This window comes from Flavobacterium fluvii (assembly GCF_900129545.1).
GTDB classification, from domain to species: Bacteria; Bacteroidota; Bacteroidia; order Flavobacteriales; family Flavobacteriaceae; genus Flavobacterium; species Flavobacterium fluvii.
The window spans coordinates 1-19471 of the sequence record NZ_FQWB01000013.1 but is presented as its reverse complement, the minus strand read 5'-3'; the positions used below and the strand labels follow the sequence as shown (position 1 = coordinate 19471).

Annotated in this window: 19 protein-coding genes and 1 other RNA gene; 4 read left to right on the top strand and 16 right to left on the bottom strand. The window is 37.9% G+C overall.

The window, feature by feature from the left end; translation table 11 throughout:
• Positions 1 to 78 precede the first annotated feature (78 nt).
• The 3 genes from BUC16_RS16980 to BUC16_RS16970 form a co-directional block, all read right to left on the bottom strand.
• Positions 79 to 1326: a site-specific integrase gene (locus BUC16_RS16980; protein WP_073372014.1), complete on the bottom strand. Its 1248-nt coding sequence runs from the start codon at positions 1324 to 1326 to the stop codon at positions 79 to 81.
• 246 nt (positions 1327 to 1572) lie between these two features.
• Positions 1573 to 1969, bottom strand: a transfer-messenger RNA (tmRNA) gene (ssrA, locus tag BUC16_RS16975).
• 165 nt (positions 1970 to 2134) lie between these two features.
• Positions 2135 to 3346 (bottom strand): serine hydrolase domain-containing protein, encoded by a 1212-nt coding sequence (locus BUC16_RS16970; RefSeq protein ID WP_073372013.1) that lies wholly within the window; start codon positions 3344 to 3346, stop codon positions 2135 to 2137.
• 245 nt (positions 3347 to 3591) lie between these two features.
• Here BUC16_RS16970 and BUC16_RS16965 point away from each other — a divergent pair, with 245 nt between their 5' ends.
• Complete coding sequence (locus tag BUC16_RS16965; RefSeq protein ID WP_073372012.1) at positions 3592 to 4794, top strand: NAD(P)-dependent oxidoreductase; 1203 nt, start codon at positions 3592 to 3594, stop codon at positions 4792 to 4794.
• Between the two features lie 52 nt (positions 4795 to 4846).
• Here the strand turns inward: BUC16_RS16965 and BUC16_RS16960 are convergent, their stop codons facing one another.
• The 10 genes from BUC16_RS16960 to BUC16_RS16915 form a co-directional block, all read right to left on the bottom strand.
• A complete protein-coding gene (locus tag BUC16_RS16960; protein WP_396181372.1) occupies positions 4847 to 5506 on the bottom strand; it encodes a 3'-5' exonuclease in 660 nt (219 codons plus the stop codon).
• Complete coding sequence (locus BUC16_RS16955) at positions 5503 to 7413, bottom strand: DUF294 nucleotidyltransferase-like domain-containing protein (protein ID WP_073372011.1); 1911 nt, start codon at positions 7411 to 7413, stop codon at positions 5503 to 5505. The genes BUC16_RS16960 and BUC16_RS16955 overlap by 4 nt, the downstream gene beginning before the upstream one ends.
• A 56-nt stretch (positions 7414 to 7469) precedes the next feature.
• A complete protein-coding gene (locus BUC16_RS16950) occupies positions 7470 to 8243 on the bottom strand; it encodes a TerC family protein (RefSeq protein WP_073372010.1) in 774 nt (257 codons plus the stop codon).
• Positions 8244 to 8306: 63 nt separating this feature from the next.
• Positions 8307 to 8687 carry a DNA topoisomerase IV gene (locus BUC16_RS16945; protein WP_073372009.1) on the bottom strand — a complete coding sequence of 127 codons (381 nt, stop codon included), beginning with the start codon at positions 8685 to 8687 and terminating at the stop codon, positions 8307 to 8309.
• Between the two features lie 8 nt (positions 8688 to 8695).
• Positions 8696 to 9271 carry a DUF1572 family protein gene (locus BUC16_RS16940; RefSeq protein WP_073372008.1) on the bottom strand — a complete coding sequence of 192 codons (576 nt, stop codon included), beginning with the start codon at positions 9269 to 9271 and terminating at the stop codon, positions 8696 to 8698.
• Between the two features lies 1 nt (position 9272).
• Positions 9273 to 9845: a pentapeptide repeat-containing protein gene (locus tag BUC16_RS16935; RefSeq protein WP_073372007.1), complete on the bottom strand. Its 573-nt coding sequence runs from the start codon at positions 9843 to 9845 to the stop codon at positions 9273 to 9275.
• Complete coding sequence (locus BUC16_RS16930) at positions 9845 to 10066, bottom strand: DUF6095 family protein (RefSeq protein ID WP_073372006.1); 222 nt, start codon at positions 10064 to 10066, stop codon at positions 9845 to 9847. The genes BUC16_RS16935 and BUC16_RS16930 overlap by 1 nt, the downstream gene beginning before the upstream one ends.
• Positions 10067 to 10082: 16 nt before the next feature.
• Complete coding sequence (murQ, locus tag BUC16_RS16925; RefSeq protein ID WP_073372005.1) at positions 10083 to 10898, bottom strand: N-acetylmuramic acid 6-phosphate etherase; 816 nt, start codon at positions 10896 to 10898, stop codon at positions 10083 to 10085.
• A 110-nt stretch (positions 10899 to 11008) separates the two neighbouring features.
• Positions 11009 to 11677 (bottom strand): ZIP family metal transporter, encoded by a 669-nt coding sequence (locus BUC16_RS16920; RefSeq protein ID WP_073372004.1) that lies wholly within the window; start codon positions 11675 to 11677, stop codon positions 11009 to 11011.
• Positions 11677 to 12420, bottom strand: coding sequence for a class I SAM-dependent DNA methyltransferase (locus tag BUC16_RS16915; protein WP_073372003.1), 744 nt, complete (start codon positions 12418 to 12420; stop codon positions 11677 to 11679). The genes BUC16_RS16920 and BUC16_RS16915 overlap by 1 nt, the downstream gene beginning before the upstream one ends.
• A gap of 69 nt (positions 12421 to 12489) precedes the next feature.
• Here BUC16_RS16915 and BUC16_RS16910 point away from each other — a divergent pair, with 69 nt between their 5' ends.
• Positions 12490 to 13665 carry a THUMP domain-containing class I SAM-dependent RNA methyltransferase gene (locus BUC16_RS16910; protein WP_073372002.1) on the top strand — a complete coding sequence of 392 codons (1176 nt, stop codon included), beginning with the start codon at positions 12490 to 12492 and terminating at the stop codon, positions 13663 to 13665.
• A 47-nt stretch (positions 13666 to 13712) separates the two neighbouring features.
• Positions 13713 to 13949, top strand: coding sequence for a hypothetical protein (locus tag BUC16_RS16905; RefSeq protein WP_073372001.1), 237 nt, complete (start codon positions 13713 to 13715; stop codon positions 13947 to 13949).
• Positions 13950 to 13962: 13 nt separating this feature from the next.
• Here BUC16_RS16905 and BUC16_RS16900 read toward each other — a convergent pair whose 3' ends face one another.
• The 3 genes from BUC16_RS16900 to rlmD all read right to left on the bottom strand — a co-directional run bounded on the left by BUC16_RS16900 (position 13963) and on the right by rlmD (position 16812).
• Positions 13963 to 14793, bottom strand: a complete 831-nt coding sequence (locus BUC16_RS16900; protein WP_073372000.1) for a DUF6048 family protein — start codon at positions 14791 to 14793, stop codon at positions 13963 to 13965.
• The gene (locus BUC16_RS16895) at positions 14765 to 15304 is read right to left on the bottom strand and encodes a DUF6452 family protein (RefSeq protein ID WP_073371999.1); all 540 of its coding nucleotides are present in this window, start codon (positions 15302 to 15304) and stop codon (positions 14765 to 14767) included. Before BUC16_RS16895 ends, BUC16_RS16900 begins: the two co-directional genes overlap by 29 nt.
• A gap of 95 nt (positions 15305 to 15399) precedes the next feature.
• Entirely contained in the window at positions 15400 to 16812 is a 1413-nt protein-coding gene (gene rlmD, locus BUC16_RS16890; protein WP_073371998.1) for a 23S rRNA (uracil(1939)-C(5))-methyltransferase RlmD, read from the bottom strand.
• A 405-nt stretch (positions 16813 to 17217) separates the two neighbouring features.
• Between rlmD and BUC16_RS16885 the strand changes: the two genes are divergently transcribed.
• On the top strand, positions 17218 to 19471 hold a 2254-nt coding region (locus BUC16_RS16885; protein WP_317614997.1), incomplete at its 3' end, for an MBG domain-containing protein.

Sequence of the window (19471 nt, the reverse complement as noted above, 5' to 3'; positions counted from 1 at the left end):
ATAACCGCTTTTTTGTGGTAAAAACAAAATATAGTTTTGATTTTAAAAACTGAAGGTGTTTGTTATTGCCCATAATATTTATAAATCAGTTCCATTCGAGATAGTACTTTTAAAGTTACCTAACTTTGATTTCAATAATTCCATATCATCACTGACTTTTCTATCCAGGATTTTGGCATAGTGTTGGGTTGTTCTCAAACTTCTGTGACCTAGCATTTTGCTGACAGTTTCAATAGGAACTCCATTTGTGAGGGTTACGGTGGTGGCAAATGTATGTCTGGCAATGTGGAAGGTTAACTCTTTTTTGATGCCGCAAACATCCGCAATTTCCTTCAGATAGCTATTCATTTTTTGATTGCTCAAAACAGGTAATAACCTGTCTTCATTTATACATTGTGGATGGTTGGCGTATTTTTGGATTAATTCTTCCGGGATTTGCAATAAGGGAATTCTTGAAGGGGATTCCGTTTTTTGGCGGTGTGTGAATATCCACCTTTGGCCATCAATGCCAATTTCTATATTTGATTGTTTGAGTTGGAATACATCAATGTAAGCCAAGCCGGTAAAACAGCAAAAAATGAAGACGTCCTTAACTTGATTTAGTCGGGTTGTGGAAAATTCTTTTTGGTAAATGGTGATAATTTCTTCTTTTGAGAGGAATTCTTTTTCGACTTCTTTAACCTTGCCTTTGTAATTGAGAAAAGGATCTCTTTCAATCCATTCATTCGCGTAACAGGATTTTATTATCTTCCCGAAATTTCTAACATATTTGATTGCAGAGTTGTTATTGCAGTTTCTTACGCTTCGGAGGTAAAAGTCAAAATCATTGATGAAAGCTAGATTGACTTTTTTTATAGGGATGTCATTTAGGGCATAGGTATGCTTAATAAAACATCTAAGATGTTCAAGTGAGGTTTCGTATCGTTTGTGGGTATTCAGTGCATATTCCTTGCCGATTAAAGCCTTCATACGCTTGTTGTGATCCTGGAAAGTTGGAATCAGCATTCTCTGTTTTTCTTCCACGCCCAAAAACTTGTTTTTGAAACTGGTGGCGTAGATTTCCTGATTGTTGTTAATCATTGATTTTTCAGTTTCATAAACCTTGTTTTTTAAAACATCAAGGTAACTATTTATTGTTCTGGCTTCTTCTGAACTGCCTTTCATTTTGCCTCCTTCGACAGACCATCTTGATTTTTCAACATATTTGGATGTACTCACTTCTATGCGAACTCCATCAATAGTAATTCTTAAATAGATTGGCAGTAAACCATTTTTTGATGCTTTGGCACTTTTTGTATAAAAAAGTATTGAAATTCTGTTTTTCATAATGTGGTGACTTTTGAAGTTATTAAATTTAAACTTTTAATATTCTGTTGTCAAGATGTTCATATTGTGAATACCTTATTTTACAGGTGTTTTCCCAGAATTCGGTTACCTATTTTTGTGGTTTTTCAGGTAACCGAATTTGCACCCTTAGCATTATGATTTAATGATGATTTTTGAAAGCAGTAAAAATAAAAATGCCCGTAAATCCTAAGATTTACGGGCATTTAGTTCTAATTGAATTTAGATTTGTGGAATCGCCGGGAATCGAACCCGGGTCCAAACAAGCAACTAAAGAGCTTTCTACACGTTTATTTCCTGATTGGATTTTCGACTTTGTGCTCGGCCAGAAACAGCCACACATTGCTTATCTTCTTTAGTTTCGAAATCCACTCGAAGCTTATGGAAATCTAGGTTTAAATTTACGATTCACCTTAATCGACCGCCATAAACCAAAGCTTTCGAGGTAAATCCTGCTTTCCTACCTGGTAGGACGAGGCTAATCTTACTATAATTCAGATTATGCAGCAAGAGCGTAGTTTCCTTCGCCGTGTATGTGTTTTGAAACCTTTTATTTACGAGAATTGTCCCAGTTCTCGGCGTGCTTACTTTTCAATTCGACTTGCTGTCAAAACCAGTCGACCCCATTTTTATTTTAGATTTATTACAGCAGATAGTTAATCAAATCTTTTGCAAAGATAGATTAATTTATTGGCAATGTCAATGGCAAGTTTAATATCAATTGCAGTATCAATGACAATTTCAAGTCAAAAATCGAACTTCTATACGCTATATTCTAAAATCGGCAATCTTATTCCACATCTTCAACTTTAAATGGATAATCTCCAAACAATACCGAAAGTTTTCGAACGGCATAAGTGCTTTTGTTGAATTTATTGGACAAGGCTATTATGGTGACATTTTCGTCTTTCAGGGGAATATAGGAGGAGGTAAAACCGTGCCACCAACCATTGTGAAAATAGAAGTTTTTGCCATTGGGCCAATTGACCATTCTAATGCCCAAACCGTAATTTTTAGTCCCGGGATGTTCGTTGCTGTATCCAACATAAACTTGTGCCAATAATTCCGGTTCCAAAAAGGATGGTGAATTTCTGGCTCTGTCAAATTTCAACAAATCTCTGGGTGTGGAATAAACGTTTTTGTCTCCATATACCTTGTCCAAATAATCAATGCCAATTTCGACCCTGTTGCCTTTATAGGATGGTGCCACGTTCTTTTTGTCTTTGTCGAAATCCAGGACAAAAGTATTCGTCATCCCTAGAGGTTTAAAAATTATTTGGTTCATTGCCTCTCTATAGGAAAGCTTGGTGACTTTTTCGATAATCAAGGCCAACATCGCATAATTGGTATTGCAATAGGCAAATCGAGTGCCTGTTTTTTGTTCCAACCCAATATGTTTGGTTCCCATAATGGTCAAAATGTCTTGATTGGTCAAGGTGTTGTGTCGATCCCAAACATTTTTGTCCCGATCCGTAAAATAGGCATAACTGCGCATCCCGCTTCGGTGACTCAACAGCATTCTTACGGTAACATCAGGATAAGGAAATTCTTTTAGGTAATGGGTCACTTTTTGATCCAGGTCAATTCTTCTGGCGTTGACTAATTTCAAGATGGCGGTAGCCGTAAGGACTTTGGTCACCGATGCGATATGTATGGGAGTATCGCTTGTAATGGGAGTTTTATCTCTTAAGTTGGCATATCCTTCGTATTTTTCATAGATGATTTGACCATTCTTGGCAACCAGAAAACTACCGTTCATGCTGTTGTTGGGCCAGTTTCTATTATAAAATGAATCTATTTTTTTTTGCTTTTCGGCTATGTAATCAGCAGTAAGTTTTGGAGTTTCATTTTCCAAAGGTTTCATTTTGGGCAAAATGCCTTTTGGAAGTTCATAATCCTTTAATTCCGCTTGGGGAATTTCCTTCGCTTCGTTTTTACAGGAACTTCCAATTATTATTAGGAGCAGTATTTGTAGTATATTTGCCGTTTTGATAAAATTCATCTTTAAGTTAGTAGAAAGACAAATATATAGAATCAATTTCTTTTGGTTTGTCTGTTTTTTGAAAACCTTAACAGTATTGTTTTATTTTTTTTAGTGGCTAATTATCCTGTTGGTTATCAGTTTTTAATGATTGAATACCTTTGGGTTTTTTATATATTGAAAACCCAAATCAAGATAAAATGTTACATTTGTAACAAATATTCATTATTAAGTTGTAACAAGTATAATTAAAGTATCCAACAGACATGAAATTCGGAATTATAAAAGAACGAAAAAACCCGCCAGACAAGAGAGTCGTGTTTTCTCCAAACGAATTGGAACGATTAAAACAACTGCATCCTGAACTTTCCGTAAAAGTTGAAAGTTCAGGGGTTCGGGTTTTTACGGATGAACAATATGAAAATAAAGGAGTTGAGGTCGTAAACGACATCAGTGATTGTGATTTTTTATTTGGGATAAAGGAAATTCCCGTGGACCATTTAATTGCCAATAAATCCTATTTCTTTTTTTCGCATACCATCAAAAAGCAACCCCATAACAGAAAACTGCTACAGGCCATTCTGGAAAAAAACATCGATTTATACGATCTAGAAACCATTGTTGATACCCATAATCACCGATTAATTGGTTTTGGAAATTACGCAGGAATTGTTGGAACTTACAATAGTATTAGGGCTTTTGGAATAAAATTCGAATTGTTCAAACTTCCAAAAGCAGAAACACTTTCCGGTAAAGAAGCATTAATTGCACATTTGAAACGCTTGGTTTTGCCTCCATTGAAATTCGTGGTTACTGGAACAGGAAATGTGGGCAGTGGAGTGAAAGAAATACTGGATGCCATAAAAGTCAAGGAAGTTTCCATTGAAAATTATTTGACCAAAAACTATACACAATCCGTTTATACTCAAATTCACACTCTGGATTATAACCTTAGAACGGATGGAAAGCCGACAGATTTAATTGATTTTTCTCAAAATCCACAAGATTATGTGTCCAGTTTTGGTCGTTTTGCCAAAGTGTCCGATATTTATATTGCGGCACATTTTCATGCCAATGGAACTCCAAATATCCTGACGCGCGAAATGCTTCAGGCCGGTGATTGCAAAATAAAAGTGGTTGCCGATATTTCTTGCGACATCGATGGTTCTATTGCTTGTTCGCTACGGACATCTTCCATTGCAGAACCCTTGTATGGGTATTTGCCAAGCGAAAACAAGGAAGTTGACGTTTTTCATCCAGCAGCCATCGTGGTTATGGCAATAGATAATTTGCCGTGTGAATTACCCAAAGATTCCAGTGAAGGTTTTGGAAAAATGTTTATGGAACAAGTGATTCCAGCTTTTTTCAATGGTGACAAAGACGGAATTTTGCAACGCGCAAAAATCACCGAAAACGGAAAATTAACGCCAAGATTCAGCTACTTGCAAGATTATGTGGATGGGGAATAGATTGCAGAGTGCAGATTTCAGATTTTGTGTTGATGTATATAGTTTTTTTAAGTTATTTAAACAATTGTTTCCAAGTCACTTCTTCTTTTTCTCTTAATTTTTTAAGGATTTTCAAGAATGCAATGGCTGTAATATAGGCATCTCCCATGGCGGTGTGTCTGTCTTTTTTGGAGATGTCAAATTTATCGGCAAGATCGTCCAAAGTATAATGCTCTTTGCGTTCCAAAAGATAGGAAGTAATCAATGTTTTCTTATAGAGAATTGCCGTGTCCAAAGACTTGTTTTTTAATTCCGGCAATCCGTTTCTCTCCAACGCCTTGTTTATCATGGTGACATCAAATTTTGCATGATGGGCAATGATGATGGAGTCACCCAAAAAAGCAAGAAACTGTTGCAAGGCTTCCAATTCTTTGGGGCGATCCAAGACAAAATCTTTCAATATTCCATGGATTTGTGCCGTTGCTTTGTTGTAATGTTCTTGTTCGATATAAATTTCAAAACTGTCTTGAATGGAGATTCTGTTATTTTGCAAAACGATGGCTCCAATGCAAAGTATTCGGTCATTTTCATAATCGAAACCCGTAGTTTCAGTATCCAAAACCACAAAACGGGTACTGTTGATGTCTACCAATAAATCGTAATCGGATGATTTATCGGAAGTGTCCCAAATATAAGACAGAATGGTTTTTATTATTTTGGAGAAACTCATTATAATATATTTGAAACATTGAATCGGATGGAAATAATCTCTTGCAATTCCTTGATGGTTTTAAAAGTGCTTTTCAGTTGTATTTTTTCTGATTTGGACAAGGATTCCAAGGCGATATATTGACCGGAATCATTATGTGCAAGACCTTGTCGAGTCCTGAATTTCAGCAATACTTTATAGGCTTGGGCGCATGCTGTAAAGAGTTCGCTGTTTTCTGGTTCCAATTCTGCCAGTTTTTCAAAGCGTTCCACCGTATTGCTGATGGATTTTACGGCATGGTAAAGAATCAATACTCTGGCTGCATCGGCCAGTGGCATCAAAGCCCTGTTTTTTATGTTGAAGAAATCTTTGTTGACTCCGTCTTGTTCCAATAAAAATTGTCTGAAGAATCCTGTTGGTGAAGGACTTTGAAGCGCACCGCTAACCAAGTGAACATAAAAAACGGGATTAGCTTTTATATTTTCAAAAATAAAATCCGACAGATTGTTGGTGAGTTCGCTATCGCCAAAAGACAGACTGTAATCAAAAAAGATGAACGACAACAATACTTCAGTTTTTCCGGTATTGGTAATCCAACGGTAGATCATTTCTTTCCATTGGCCAAGACTTAAACACCATTTTGGATTCGATGCCATCATTTCGGCAGGGCAATATTCATAACCAATATCAAAGAGGCCTTTGTTGACATGAGTTGCCAATTCCAAGAAATATTTTTTGGTTTTTTCTTCCAACTCTTCCGGCACGTCTTCATAAATCAAGGCATTGTCCTGGTCGGTTTGCAGTAACTGTTCGCTTCTTCCTTGACTTCCCATCGCCAACCAAGCAAATTTTACGGGCGGCGGCGTTTCCATTTTGTCCAATGATATGGCAATGACTTGTTTGATGCAGGCATCGTTTAATTCCGTGATTATTTTGGAAGTCAGCATCGTGGGGATATTTTGGTCGATATAGCCTTGCAATAATTGCATGATTCGGGCTCTTATCGGCTTTAAATGCTTGGCTTTCTTGGCTCTTTTTATGGCTTTTATCAACACGGCCGGATTGTTGCCCAAGGATACCATGACATCATGTTTGGATAGCATTCCAACTGCTTTGGAATTGACCGTGCCGTCTTTTGTGATGCACAAATGGCTGACGTCACTTTTCATCATGGCTATTTGGGCCTGGGTAATGGTCATTTTTTTGGGATAAGTAATTACGGGAGATGTCATGATTTCGGCTGCGGTTGCCGTAATTGGGTGAATTCCGGTTACAATTTTATTCCTTAAATCTTTGTCGGTAATGATGCCAATGGGGAAAGTGTCTTCTTCCACCACGAGAATGGCTCCCACATTTTTTTTGATCATGATTTGTGCAATGTCGGTTGCCGTTGTTGTTGCGGAACAGCTGACTAATTTTTTGGAATATTTTACGGGATGCAAGTCCAATAGTTTAGCGTCAGTGTCCAGTGAATCCTCGCCATATAGTTTTCCCCTATGACTTTTGGAATAGGGTTGAAGCGTATTGGACGCAAAGCTTTCTATTAAAAAATTGCCCACATCCCTGTTTTCCAGTGCGTATGGTTTGAAAACCACAATTGGAATGGCATAAAGAATGCTTTCTTCATAGGCTCGGGATTCCATTTGATAGTTTTCATTGGCGATAAGCGGTCTCAATCCAAAAATATCCCCTTCGTCACACATATCCAAAATATCGTTTTGCAGACTTGTTTTAAGGGCTATTGCTCCTTTGTGAACCACATAAAAACTGTCGTGTGGCTCCTCGTTTTCGGCAAAAACGACACTGTCTTTTTCTTTGTAAATAATGGATATTTGTTCAGAAATACTTTCGAGGTCTCTTTGTTTTAAAAAGCTGAAAGGGGGATAACTTTTTAAAAAATCGGCAACTCTATGGGATATCGTATTTTTCATGACGCTTATTTTCTTTAGAATAAAAAAGCCCCATAAAGGAGCTTTTTATAAATGTTTTATTTCTTTTTCTTGTCGATTCTCATGTTTAAAAACTCCACAAACAAGGAGAAGGAAATGGCAAAATACAAATACCCTTTTTGTACTGGTGTGACGTGGCTACCAAAGATTAATGCATTCGATAAATGGGCACTTTCTGTGATTAGCATAAAGCCGATAAGTATCAAAAACGATAATCCCAGAATTTGGATGGAAGGATGTTTGTTGACAAATGCACCAACAGGAACTGCAAATTGCATCATGATCAACACCGAAATGACTACCGCAGTAATCATGATATAAAGCGCTCCTTCCACACCGTTTGTCATACCAACGGCTGTAAGGATACTGTCAAAAGAGAAAACTAAATCAATCATGATGATCTGTAAAAGCACTCCTTGAAAGGATTTTGAAGCCGTCTTTTTTATTTCTTTTTCTTCCTCGCCTTTTTCATCCACTTTTTCGTGAATTTCTTTGGTACTTTTATAAATCAGGAATAAACCTCCCAACAATAAAATAACGCTTTGTCCAGTAACTCCAGCGGATAACCAACTGAAATCAATGTAAAACCAAGGTTTTTTCATTTGAATCAAAAAACTGATGCCAAACAACAGCACAATTCTCATGAACATGGCTAGAAACATACCAATTTTTGTGGCTTTTTTTCGTTTCTCTTCAGGTAATTTACCGGTTACAATCGATATGAAAATGATGTTGTCGATTCCCAGTATAATTTCCAAGAAGGTCAATGTTAACAGGGCAACCCAAGCATCAGGATTTAAAAATACTTCCATTTTATCTAGTTATGAATTATAAGTTATGAATTATAGTGGTGTGTTTTCGAAATCTGCAGTCTGTTATTTGCTATCTGCCAGCTTATAAACAGTTCCGCGTTGTTTTTCGTCGCTACCCACGATTCCAAATTCAAAGATATAGGAATTCTTGGAAGTTGTCAAAATTTTCATGGTAATTGCCTTTTTTTCTGCCATATTCTTCGGGTGAATTTTTCGCAAGATGTATTCACAATCACTAACCCATCGAATGCTTGAAGTATCGGTTTTGCCTTCAAAAGTTTCAATTTCGATGCTGTCCTTGCGTTCAAAAACCGTTGTTTTTTTCACGCCGTCAACTTCGTATTCAAATTTGAATTTGCCGGTTTTGAAATCTTTGCAATTGCGTTCTGCGTTGTAACACGACATTAGCAACAGTAGTGGAAGTAGAAAGATTATTTTTTTCATCTGTTGTTTTATTTCAATTTATTCAACTCATCATCCGTAAAATTCTTGATGCTTTTCTCTTTGGAGAATTTGTCCGAGTTGTAACTGTTTGATTTGTTTTTTGGAATGGACAAACTTGTCCATTCGCTTTCTTTCAACATTTTGGCATAAAAAACAATTTGGCCAACATGATAAGGATAATGAGCCAACTGTCTATTTATTGCTTCAATCACGGTATGACCTTCGTTTCGGATATAGATAATTGTGGAAAGCTGTTCTGGTTTCAATCCGTTTAATGTTTCAAAAAAACAATCCCAACCATTGTTCCAAACATTCAATAATTCTTCTTTGGTTTTGATGGTTTCTTCAAATTCCGCATCGCGATTGCGCCATTCTTTTTCTCCATCGGTAGTCAGGAAATCAGTCCAACGCGAAAGCATGTTTCCAGAAAGATGCTTCACGATTGTGGCAATACTGTTGGTGTCTTCATTAATGGAAACAAAAAGTTGTTCCGGATGGAGTTGATCCATCGCTTTTTCGCCCAAGGTTTTATAATAAAGAAACTGCTTCTTTACGCTTTCTAAATAGGAATTAGTTGCTTCCATGTTACTCGATTTTTATGTCGTATTTATCCAATAGTCCCACAATGCCTTGTGTCGAAAACTTGGCTTTTCGCATTGGATTGTCTTCGGGATCAATTTTATAATTGTAGGCAGTCCTGAAATCAACTCCCGCCAATTGGGTATCGTTAAAAATAGCGTTGTCCAAATTACAATTTTCGAAAGTCGAATTCGTTAGATTCGTTCCAATAAAAGAAACTTCTTTCATCGAACAGGTATTGAACTTGGTTTTCGGCATTTTCTTGTTGGCAAAAGAGGAATAATCCAAAAGACAATCCTGAAAACTTACGCCAAACATAAAATCGGCACAGGAATTAAACTGGATTCCCAGTAATTTGCAGGTTTTGAAATGTACCGTTTTCAAGCTCGTTCCGTCCAATTGCGTCATCGACAGATTGCAATCGATGAATTCGCAATCCATGAAAGTGTTGTTGCAGAAATTGCTGTTCGAGAAATCACAGTTCTTGAAAACGCAATCTTCAAACTCCCGATTGTTGACTTTTTTATCCGTAAAAGATACTTTTTCGAACGTTTTGTGCGTGTGTATAAGGTTTTCCATTAGTCGTTAAATAAACTGCGCACCATTGTTTTCAACCCCAAAACGATCAAATAAACGGATCCGATACAAACGGCGATTCCTATTGCCAAAACCAAATAATGCCAGACATTTTGCTTGTTGATAAACGCATTATAAATCAATGATGGTCCGATGAAAAGTAGAGGCAAAGCCCAAGCCAAGTATTTGACTCCTTTGGATAAAAGTTCTTTGTTGGTTGACATTTTCTTGATTTATGAATTATTGACCATTATAATTATCAACGGCTTTTCGAACACTTCCGTATTTTTTAAGCAATTCGGCTGCTTCTTCATACGAAACAGGAATTTCTCCCATAATCATTTTCACGCCGCGATCCACGAGTTTGCTGTTGCTCAATTGCATGTCGACCATCTTGTTGCCTTTCACTTTTCCCAGTTGAATCATGCTGGCTGTCGAAATCATGTTCAACACTAATTTTTGTGCTGTACCGGCTTTCATTCTCGAACTTCCGGTAACAAATTCCGGGCCAACAATCACTTCGATAGGAAATTTTGCCGTTTGCGAAAGTGGACTTCCCGCATTGCAAGAAATACTTCCCGTGCTGATATTATTTTCGTTGCAGGCTTTCAAACCGCCAATCACGTAAGGTGTTGTTCCCGAAGCGGCGATTCCCACCACGACGTCATTCTCGTTGATGTCGTGTTCTTGCAAATCAATCCAGGCTTGTGTGGCATTGTCTTCGGCATTTTCTACGGCACGGCGAATGGCTTTGTCGCCACCGGCAATGATTCCGTTGACCAAGTCAAAAGGAACACCAAATGTTGGGGGACATTCCGAAGCATCCACCACGCCCAAACGCCCGGAAGTTCCTGCTCCAATATAGAATAATCGACCACCCAATTTCATTTTTACAACAATTTCGGCAACCAAAGTTTCGATTTGTGGCAAGGCTTTTTCTACGGCATACGGCACGGTTTTATCTTCCTGATTGATGTTGGACAGCAATTCCTGAACCGACATTTTTTCTAAATGTTCGTATTTCGAGGATTGTTCGGTGGTTTTGGTGAAGGTCATTTTTATTGAGGTTTTTTGCCACGAAGGCGCTAAGGCACAAATTTAACAAATAATCTTTTAGAGCGAAATGGATTAAAACAATATAACTTGGTGGCTTCGAGTCTTTGAGGCTATATAAAATACGCCAACACCACCCCAAAAATAATCATCGAAACCTTGGCGACATTAAACTTGTGTCCTTCGCTGCTTTCGAAAATAATGGTGGACGAAATATGGAATAATATTCCGATTACGACTGCGGTTATTTCGGTGTAATAATCATTTAATATTGGCATATAGTCAGAAATAATGGTTCCCAACGGAGTCATAATGGCGAATGTGAGCATAAAGACAAATATGGCTTTTGGGTTCAATTTTGAATTGACAAAAAATATCGTCAGGATAATGGCTATTGGCAAATGATGAATGGCAATTCCCAACGCTAAATTGTGATGGTGACTTACAGGAAATCCTTCCAGAAAGGCGTGAATGCAAAGGCTGATGAATAACAACCAAGGTATGTGGTACATCTTGTCGTGTCCGTGAACGTGACCGTGTTCGGCACCTTTGGAGAAGAATTCCAATATGATTTGGAACAAAATTCCCGCCATGATGAAAAGACCAATGTTGTGATTGTGACTTTCATAAACGTCCGGCAACAAATGCATCACGGTTAACGAAAGTAAAAACGAACCGCTAAATGCCAATAATAATTTAAGATTGGTTTTGCCTTTTGGTTTGAAAAAAAAAGCAATAAAGTAACCTATCAGTACTGAAAATAAGGGTAAAAGGTAATTCATTATTTAAAAATCATGATTAATCGTTCGCTTTCGGTTTTGTGGAATTTTTTTAGTTTGTAATCTCCAAAAATGTCCAAAAGGTAAATTCCGGCTTCTTCCATCATTTCTTCAAAATCTTTGAGCGTCAATGCCTTTACTTTTTCGGTGAAATGAAATTTTTCTCCTTGGTCTTCAAAGTCGATTTCTTTGTAAATATGTCCGTCGCTAACATAGCGCTTGATGTGAAAATCAATTCCATCCACTGTTTTTACTTCTTCAGGAACCAGATTACTGATGACTTGATTGACGTTCATGAAGTCGATTACGGCAAAACCATGTTCTGTCAAGCTGTCTTTCATTGCCTTCAAAGTCGTCAGGTTGTCTTCGTCATTTTCGAAATATCCAAAACTGGTAAACAAATTGAATATGGCATCGAACTTGTCTTCGAATCTTTCGCGCATATCGTGCACCTCAAAATGAAGGGTTTCATTTTGGTTTTTTTTGGCTTTGGCAATGCTGTTTTCAGACAAATCGGCACCTATGACTTCATAGCCCAATTGGTTCAAATAAATGGAATGACGTCCTTTGCCACAAGCCAAATCCAATACTTTAGCTTTCTCGGGAAGATTGAGGTAATGGGTTAGATTGTCCATAAAAACCTGGGCTTCTCTATAATTTCTCTCTTTATAAAGAATGTGGTAATATGGAGTGTCAAACCAGGAGGCGAACCAGTTATGGGTTTTGGGTTTTAGTGAATTCGGCATTTATTCTTTTTCTATTAATTCAAGTCATGCAAATTTAGTGTATTTTTGCACCGAATACTTGATTTTACGATGGAAAATAATTTTAGAATGATTGCCAAAACCTTTTTTGGTTTTGAAGAAATACTGGCAAACGAATTGAAAATGCTGGGCGCACAAGACGTCGAGCAAGGTGTGAGAATGGTCAGTTTTAAAGGAGACAAAGGTTTTATGTACAAGGCCAACTTGTCTTTGAGGACTGCATTGAAAATCCTGAAACCAATTTATTCCTTCAAGGCAAACAATGAACAGGCTTTGTACAAAGGTATTTCTGGTGTAAACTGGTCCAAATACCTCAGTGCCAACCAGACTTTTGTGATTGATGCCACCGTGCATTCCACCAATTTTAATCATACGGAATTTGTTTCCCAAAAATGTAAAGACGCCATCGTGGACCAATTTCGTGAAAGAACGGGTCAACGTCCGAGTATCGAGAAAATTCATCCCGATTTAAGAATCAATATTCATATTGATAAAGACCAAGTTTCTGTGGCATTGGATACTTCCGGGAATTCTTTGCATCAAAGAGGATATAGAACAGCCACAAATATCGCCCCAATCAACGAAGTTTTGGCGGCAGGAATTTTGCTGCTTTCAGGTTGGGATGGTCAAGGTGATTTCTTGGATCCGATGTGTGGTTCTGGAACTTTCTTGGCAGAAGCCGCGATGATTGCCTGCAATATTCCGGCAAACATCAACCGCAAGGAATTTGCATTCGAAAAATGGAAAGATTGGGACAATGATTTGTTTGACCAAATTATGGATTCCCTGATGAAGAAAATTCGTGAATTTCATTATACGATAAAAGGCTACGACAAGGCACCATCTGCAGTTCAAAAGGCCAAAGACAACATCAAAAATGCCAATCTGGACGAATATATTTCTATCGAGGAAAGAAACTTTTTTGACACTGAAAAAACTTCTGAAGGAAAATTGCATATCGTTTTCAATCCGCCTTATGACGAACGATTGGATATTCATATGGAAGAATTCTACAAAAATATTGGTGATACCCTGAAGAAAAATTATCCAGGAACCAATGCTTGGTTCATCACGGGAAATCTCGAAGCCTTGAAATTTGTGGGACTAAAACCTTCCAGAAAAATTAAACTTTTCAATGCGAGTATCGAAGCGAGATTAGTGAAATATGAAATGTATGAAGGAAGCAAAAGAACAAAATTTCAAACGACTGATGATAGTGTCCAGTAATCAGTGTTCAGTCCCAGTTTTCAGAATGCAACATAAACAAAAATAAAATGACAAAATTACAAGTACGCGCCTTTCTATACCAATTGGGTTGTTTTGCAATATTATTTATCTCGTTCCGATTTTTGATTGGAAAATATACTTATTTGGACGGTTTGTGGATTCCGTTTACAGCTTTCGTGGTTGGAACCATTTTATCTCCCAAATTTCAAGCAGTCAAAACCAAAGACGGTGAAAAACTGTTTATGTCTTGGTTGTTTATGAAAGGAATCAAGCAAATAGGGTAAACTTTAAGTTGAGTTATTTTTTCTTTTTTTCTTCTTTAGGCTTTACAGTCTTTTTGTAAAGAGGAACAAAATAGGTCACCGTATAGTTGAATCCAGCTCCAAAGTTTCCTGCATAGGTCCTGTTAAATCCTGGGATATAAAGATTTTCGAAGTCTTCGCTCGGTTTTTTGTCGTAGACCAAGGTATTCAATCGAACACTGAAACCTACGAATACGTTGTTAAAGACTTTTACTTTTACTCCTGCAACGACTTCGATCCAGCCTGCGGTTAAACCATTGAATGTCTCTCCTGAAGTTATCCAAGGCATTTCACCCCAATAAGGATGAGGATTGTAGATTCTGTAACTGTTCAATTCTTGGTTGAAAGTACTAAAACCAGCTCGCAATCCCAGCGAGATGATATTTTCCATATCCAACCAGTTTTCGTAGGCATTATAATCAAAACCTACTTTGATATAGGTTCCTTTGGTCGTGGTGTTTAATCTGTCGTCTTCAGTGGTTTTGTCTTCGCTTCCCAGTTCGGCAGCCGCATAATAATTTTTCGTCAAGCGGTAATCGCCCACCAATTCTATTCCTTTATAATTGGAATCCCATAGACCACGGGTCAATTTATACAAATCAACTCCCACGCGCAAACCATAACGATCCTTTTTTACGGGAACAACAGTGTCGGTTTTTGCAGTAGTTGCAGTCTTGGTTACAGCTTTCTTGGGAGCTTCCGGGATGACGCCTTCTGTTTTATTTTTTTCGGGGGTATTGGTCTTTGGAATGGTGTCTTGAGCCTGTACAAAAGACAACGACATCAGAAGCCCAATACTAAAAAAATACTTTAATGTGTGTTTCATTTTCGTTATCTATGTTACTTTTTTCTACCGAAATATATTGCATCCATTTTGGTCTCGTTGCGGGTACTGCGGTATGTTCAATTGCATTGTTGCCGTTAAATTTAAAAAGTGTTTTAAAACCACAAGCTCTTGACACGAAAACATCTGCTCTTGAATAATTGAACGTAACTTTATCGGTGTCGGTCAATATTGGATTTGGATTGCCGGAATTGAGGATAAAATTATAAGAGGTTGTGTCTCCATCTGTTTTTAATGGAATGGCAATTTTATTTCCATTGGTCAAATATTGGGATTCATCCGTTGAATTCGGATTAAAAATGATGCCTTCGGTCATTCCTTCCCCGATAACTTTTAGATTTGTCACGTTTTTTAAAACAGACGGGTTGCTAATGTCATAGAATTCAATTATCAGCCTTGGTGTGGTAGGTGTATTGGCATCGCAAATATCATCTTTCTCGCAACTGGAGAGAGACATTATCGCGGTCAATAAAAGCACAATTATTTTTTTCATAAATTTTTTAAATAAAAAGCAAAATCAATTTCAATGGCAAAAAGGCAACTTCAAGAGAACTGTAATCTAAAATCTGCAACCTGCCATCTGAAAACTTATCTTCTTTCCAAAAGTACAACATTTTCCACGTGATGCGTTTGCGGAAACATGTCTACTGGTCGCACTCGGGTTACCTTGTATTTTTCGTCCATCAAAGCCAAATCACGTGCTTGTGTAGCCGAGTTGCAACTCACGTAAACCACTTTTTTGGGTTCGATTTTCAGTATTTGTTCAATCACGTCTTTGTGCATTCCGTCCCTCGGTGGATCCGTGATGATAACGTCAGGTTTGCCGTGTTGGGCAATGAAACTTTCGTTGAAAACCACTTTCATGTCTCCCACATAGAATTCGCAATTCATGATATTGTTGCGTTCGGCATTGGCTTTGGCATCAATAATCGCTTCGGGAACGCTTTCCACGCCAATGACTTTTTTTGCTTTTTTGGAAACGAATTGGGCAATAGTTCCCGTTCCGGTGTATAAATCATAAACCGTTTCCGTGCCTGTCAATCCTGCAAAATCGCGTGTAATTTTGTATAATTCGTATGCTTGGTCAGAGTTGGTTTGGTAAAAAGATTTGGCATTTATGCTGAATTTCAACCCTTCCATTTCTTCCAAAATGTAATCGCGACCTTTATATAGTTTGATGTTGGTGTCGTATAAAGTGTCGTTTGCCTTGTTGTTGACCACATATTGCAAGGAAGTAATCTGCGGGAATTTTTCGTAGACATGATCCAAAAGCAATTCTCTGTTGGCCTTGTCATTTTCGAAAAACTGTACCAAAACCATAATTTCTCCAGTCGAAGATGTTCGCATCATCAAGGTTCTCAACAAACCTTCGTGCGCTCTTGGATTGAAAAAAGTTAAATTATTTTCATTGGCGAAAGCCCTGATTTCATTACGAATTTGGTTGGATGGGTCTTCCTGTAAATGACATTTGTTGATGTCCAGAATTTTGTCCCACATTTTTGGAATATGGAAACCCAAAGCATTTCGGTTTCCCAAGTCTTCGGTGCTGTCAATTTCTTGTTCGGTCAACCAACGGCTGTTCGAAAACGAAAACTCCATTTTGTTTCTGTAAAAGAATTGTTTTTCGGAACCCAAAATCGGTTCGAATTCGGGAAGTTCTATTTTTCCAATGCGTTGCAAATGACTTTGAACTTCATTTTGTTTGTAGAACAATTGCTGGCTGTATTTCATGTTTTGCCATTTGCAGCCGCCACAAACACCAAAATGTTCGCAAATCGGGTCGATTCTATGCTCGGAAAATTCGTGAAATTTCACGGCTTTTCCTTCGTAATAAGCTTTCCTTTTCTTGAAAGTTTGCACATCTACCACGTCGCCTGGAACAACATTGGGGATAAAAATTACTTTACCATCCGGGGCTTTTGCCACCGATACGCCTTTTGCACCTGCATCAAGGACTTTTATATGATCAAAAACGATCTTGTCTGTATTTTTCTTTGCCATAGCGCAAAAATAAGTCTTTGAATGGTTTTATAAATTCAAATTGGGATTTTTTTTTGAAAGTCGCTATTTATTTATGTTTAATAGCCGTGAAATATTTTTTTGGAGTTAACTATTCAAGATGGAATAATTGGTTATTAGTTATTTAATTGAAATGTTTTATTGCCGATTTTTGAAAATAGTTAGATTCAATCTTGATAAACTGTGAAAAATGCAGTTAAAAGTTTTTTTAAACACTTTCATCGACTAAAAGTATCACCTGAATTTATTTTATATACTTTCATTTTCTATAAGTTAAAATAGGTTTAATTTATTCAGAATATTGAAGCAATTAATTTCTTTTTTAAGCTTTTAGAATATTTTTTTATAACCCCATTCAACCAATATTTTTTTAATAAACCAAATAATATGAAAAAAATTTTACTTAAATCCAGAATTGTCATTCTTGTATTTGTAATGGCTAATTTGTTTTTTTCGAGCACTGTTTTTGGGCAGGAACCAACAGTAACGCTAGATCAGGCCGATTTAGATTATGCGCCTGGTGAAACGGTTGGAATAACCGGTACAGGCTGGAAACCAGGAGAAACTGTAACACTGGAAGTATCTAATCTCACTAATCCAAATGTGGATTGTGGAGTTTACAACCCAGGACCACACGAATTATGGACCACTGTTGCCGATGGAAATGGTAATTTCACGGCTTCTTGGTATGTAAATGATTGTGAATTGGGAGCTAAGTTGTTTCTTGAAGCTTACGGTAAAGAATCAGGATTTACTTTTGAGATATTTTTTACGGATGGAAATGTTGCTTTCGGGGTATCTGGTCCAATACCAAATAATACTGATGTATCAGTAACAGTAACATATACGCCAGCTTCACCATCTGGAGCAACACAAATAACTACAACTCTTTCTTTTAAATCGCAAAATACTGCAACAGTTGGAGCTAAGGATGGTACTAGCATATCTTGGATATTCAATCCTGTTCCGTCAAGTGGAACCGCTATTTATTCTTGGGATGGGTCAAGTAATTATACTCAAGGTTTTATTGTTAACGGAAATTATGGAGGAAATAATTCAGTAAAGGGTAATTATATCGGTTGTACTGCCCTTTCAATTACAAATCAACCATCAGATCAAACAGTTACTTATGGTGGAAATACAAGTTTTACAGTTGGAGCATCAAATGCAACTAGTTATCAATGGGAGGAGAGTACAAATGGTGGTGGTGTATGGAGTAACATAGGAGGAGCTACATCTTCTACACTTTCTTTAGTTGCCCCAACTGTTGGAATGAATGGCAATCTTTATCGTTGTATAGTTACAAGTAGTTGTGGAACTGTGACAAGTAATAATGCAACATTGACAGTGAATGCAAAAGCTATCACAGTATCGGCTAATGCTGGACAAACCAAGGTTTACGGTGCAGCCAACCCTGCCTCATACACTTATGCCGCCAGCGGATTCGAGTTTGCCGATGACCTGTCCGTGATGACTGGAGCCTTGGCTCGCGCGGCCGGAGAAGGCGTTGGTGCTTATGCGATCAACCAGGGCACATTGTCGGCCGGTTCAAACTATTCCATCGACTACACCGGTGCAGATTTTGCCATCACCGCCAAAACGTTGACTGTTGCCGCCGATTCTGGACAAACCAAGGTTTACGGTGCAGCCAACCCTGCCTCATACACTTATGCCGCCAGCGGATTCGAGTTTACCGATGACCTGTCCGTTATAACAGGAGCTTTGGCTCGCGTAGCCGGTGAAGGCGTTGGAGCTTATGCCATCAACCAGGGCAATTTATCAGCCGGTGCAAACTATTCCATCAGCTACACTGGTGTAGACTTTGCAATCACTCCTAAAACTTTGACCGTTACTGCCGATGCAGGACAAACAAAAGTATATGGAGCAACAGATCCAACACTTACATACACTATTACAGGATTTGTAAATGGTGATGATGAAGCTGATTTAGACACGCCAGTGAGCATTGCAAGAGCAGCGGGAGAAGATGTTGGTAATTATACCATCACCCCATCTGGAGCAGTAGATGCAAACTATACCATCAGTTTCCCAACAGCACAATTTGGAATTACCAAAGCCGCATTGACTGTTACAGCTAATGCAGGACAAACAAAAGTATATGGAGCAGGTGATCCAACCTTGACTTATACCATTACAGGATTTGTAAATGGTGATGATGAAGCTGATTTAGACACGCCAGTGAGCATTGCAAGAGCAGCAGGAGAAGATGTTGGTAATTATACCATCACCCCATCTGGAGCAGTAGATGCAAACTATACCATCAGTTTCTCAACAGCACAATTTGCAATTACCAAAGCCGCATTGACTGTTACAGCTAATGCAGGACAAACAAAAGTATATGGAGCAACAGATCCAACCTTGACTTATACCATTACAGGATTTGTAAATGGTGATGATGAAGCTGATTTAGACACGCCAGTGAGCATTGCAAGAGCAGCGGGAGAAGATGTTGGTAATTATACCATCACCCCATCTGGAGCAGTAGATGCAAACTATACCATCAGTTTCCCAACAGCGCAATTTGCAATTACCAAAGCCGCATTGACTGTTACAGCTAATGCAGGACAAACAAAAGTATATGGAGCAACAGATCCAACCTTGACTTATACCATTACAGGAT